This window comes from Streptomyces sp. UH6, from assembly GCF_013421635.1.
Lineage (GTDB): Bacteria > Actinomycetota > Actinomycetes > Streptomycetales > Streptomycetaceae > Streptomyces > Streptomyces abyssomicinicus.
The window spans coordinates 1-2,944 of record NZ_JACADT010000713.1 but is presented as its reverse complement, the minus strand read 5'-3'; the positions used below and the strand labels follow the sequence as shown (position 1 = coordinate 2,944).

The following is a 2,944-nucleotide window of genomic DNA, read 5'->3' as shown; positions in this document are numbered from 1 at the left end:
GCCGGCGCCCTCGCCGGGGGTGAAGGCGCGGTGCTCCGCGGCGAGCCGGGCGAGTTCGGCCGCCTCGGCGGCCGCGGTGTCGTGGTCCTCGCCGCCGGGAGGGTCGCCGACCGTGCCGAGGGGCAGTCCGCTGGTCCAGTCGACCAGCGCGGCGCCCCTCGCCCCGGGCAACCGCATGACTTCCAGAAGACACTCGTCGATTCCGGGCATGCGTGGCCCCCTCCACCTGGCGTTCGGCTGAACGACGGAGAGGTTACGCAGGTTCGCGGAGAGTAGTGGGGGTTCTGGCATTTTCCAGCGGAACATGCCGACGGCCGACTATCGTGGGTCAACTATGCCGCCCCACGGCCGGATTGCCCGATTAGCTCCCCGGCCACCACCCCGATGCGGTATGCCCCCCGGGGACCCGCGATCCCGCGTGGTTCCCCTCGACCCTTCCCCTGCTGCGGGCAATCGTGCCGCTGAGGGCGATGGGGGTCCCCCCTGCTCGAGCGAAGTCGAGAGCTTGGGGGAGGGTGGGCGCAGGCCTCACGTGCGTACGTGACGGCTCGCTCCGCGGAACGTAAGTCCCCTTGGGAAGGGGGCGGGTCGGGGGATGAACAGTGCTGTCCGCCAAGGCTCCGTGTGCCCGCCGCCGTGCGGTCACGTGTGTACGGCACCGTCGGCTTGCGCGCGGTGGAGCGGACCGCTCGCCGCGGAGGGCGCCGCCCTGCGCCCGCCCTCCCCCAAGCTCTCGGCTTCGCTCGAGCAGGGGGTACCCCCATCGCCCCCTGGGCGGCCCAGTCGCCCGCAGGAACGGCGGGTGCGGCACCGTTGGCGGCGCGGCGTGGTGGCCGTCCGAGGGCCCGCGGGGCTGCCCGGAAGGGATGGGAAGGTGGGGCGGGGCGGCGCTGTTGACTGGGGCTATTCACGCGGACAGGATGTGAATAGCCGTCAAGCAACGTCGCGCCCCCAGGAGGCCGCCGGAATGTCAGGACGTCCCCGCCCCGTCCGATCCCCCCGCGGAACCGAACTCACCGCCGCCGGCTGGCAGCAGGAGGCCGCCCTGCGGATGCTGCAGAACAACCTCGACCCGGAGGTCGCCGAACACCCGGACCGCCTGGTGGTCTACGGCGGCACCGGCAAGGCCGCCCGCGACTGGCGCTCCTTCGACGCCATGGTCCGCACCCTCCGCACGCTCAAGCAGGACGAGACGATGCTCGTCCAGTCCGGCCGCCCCGTCGGCGTGATGCAGACCCACGAGTGGGCCCCCCGCGTCCTGATCGCCAACTCCAACCTGGTGGGCGACTGGGCGAACTGGGACGAGTTCCGCCGGCTGGAGCAACTGGGCCTGACCATGTACGGGCAGATGACCGCCGGCTCGTGGATCTACATCGGCACCCAGGGCATCCTCCAGGGCACCTACGAGACCTTCGCCGCCGTCGCCGCGAAGAAGTTCGGCGGCACCCTGGCCGGCACCATCACCCTCACCGCCGGCCTCGGCGGCATGGGCGGCGCCCAGCCGCTGGCGGTCACCATGAACGAGGGCGTCGCCATCTGCGTGGACTGCGACCCCCGCGCCATCGAGCGCCGCATCGACCACCGCTACCTGGACGTCCGCGCCGACTCCCTCGACCACGCCCTCCAGCTGGCGGTGGAGGCCCGCGACGCCCGCCGCCCGCTCTCGATCGGCGTCCTCGGCAACGCCGCCGAAGTGGTCCCGCGGCTCCTCGCCATGGGAGCGCCCGTCGACGTCGTCACCGACCAGACCTCCGCCCACGACCCGCTGAGCTACCTCCCCGTCGGGATCGCGTTCGACGAGATGGCCGACGCCGCGGCCAAGGACCCTGCCGGGTTCACCACCCGCGCCCGTGAGTCGATGGCCCGCCACGTGGAGGCCATGGTCGGCTTCCAGGACGCCGGCGCCGAGGTCTTCGACTACGGCAACTCCCTGCGCGGCGAGGCGCGACTCGCGGGCTACGACCGCGCGTTCGCCTTCCCCGGTTTCGTGCCCGCCTACATCCGGCCGCTGTTCTGCGAGGGCAAGGGCCCGTTCCGCTGGGCGGCGCTCTCCGGCGACCCGGCGGACATCGCGGCCACCGACCGCGCCGTGCTGGACCTGTTCCCGGAGAACGAGTCGCTGGCCCGCTGGATCAAGCTGGCCGGTGAGCGGGTGAAGTTCCAGGGCCTGCCCGCCCGGATCTGCTGGCTCGGCTACGGCGAGCGCGACAAGGCGGGCGAGCGGTTCAACGACATGGTGGCCGGTGGCGAGCTGAAGGCCCCCGTGGTGATCGGCCGCGACCACCTGGACTGCGGCTCGGTCGCCTCCCCGTACCGGGAGACCGAGTCGATGCTCGACGGCTCGGACGCCATCGCCGACTGGCCGCTGCTCAACGCCATGGTCAACGTGGCCTCCGGCGCCTCCTGGGTCTCGCTGCACCACGGCGGCGGCGTCGGCATGGGCCGCTCGATCCACGCCGGACAGGTCACCGTCGCCGACGGAACCCCGCTGGCCGGGGAGAAGATCCGCCGGGTGCTCACCAACGATCCCGGCATGGGCGTCGTCCGCCACGTCGACGCCGGTTACGACATCGCCGAGACGGTGGCCGCGGAACGCGGCGTGCGCGTACCGATGCGCGAGGGCGAGGGCGAGGGCGACGGCGACGGCGGGGGCGAGGACGCGTGAGCACCCCGAAGGCCGGCGGCGCCACGCCCAAGGGGGCGTCGTTCCAGGAGATGTGGCGGGACCTGGCCGCCATCGGCCGGGACCGGTCCTCCGGCGGGTACCGCCGCTACGCCTGGACGGCGGCCGACGGCGACTGCCGGGCCTGGTTCCGCGAGCAGGCCGAGGCCCGTGGTCTGGCCGTGGAGACCGACCGCAACGGCAACCAGTGGGCATGGCTGGGCGACCCGGCCGCCGGGGGCGCCGTGGTGACCGGCTCCCACCTGGACTCCGTCCCGGACG

General features: G+C 73.3%; 2 protein-coding genes and 1 pseudogene. 2 read left to right on the top strand and 1 reads right to left on the bottom strand.

From position 1 onward, the window contains the following. Positions 1-210 (bottom strand): roadblock/LC7 domain-containing protein (locus HW445_RS24705; RefSeq protein ID WP_180223144.1); only part of this gene is annotated, 210 nt, incomplete at its 3' end. A gap of 757 nt (positions 211-967) precedes the next feature. Here HW445_RS24705 and hutU point away from each other — a divergent pair. Further along, complete coding sequence (hutU, locus tag HW445_RS24700; protein WP_180223143.1) at positions 968-2,665, top strand: urocanate hydratase; 1,698 nt, start codon at positions 968-970, stop codon at positions 2,663-2,665. A 50-nt stretch (positions 2,666-2,715) separates the two neighbouring features. Beyond that, positions 2,716-2,944: pseudogene (locus tag HW445_RS24695) on the top strand (allantoate amidohydrolase); the annotation flags it as partial.

Bases quoted from the DNA above. Each gene is read 5' to 3' on its own strand.
- hutU (WP_180223143.1), top strand. From the start codon at position 968: ATGTCAGGACGTCCCCGCCCCGTCCGATCCCCCCGCGGAACCGAACTC.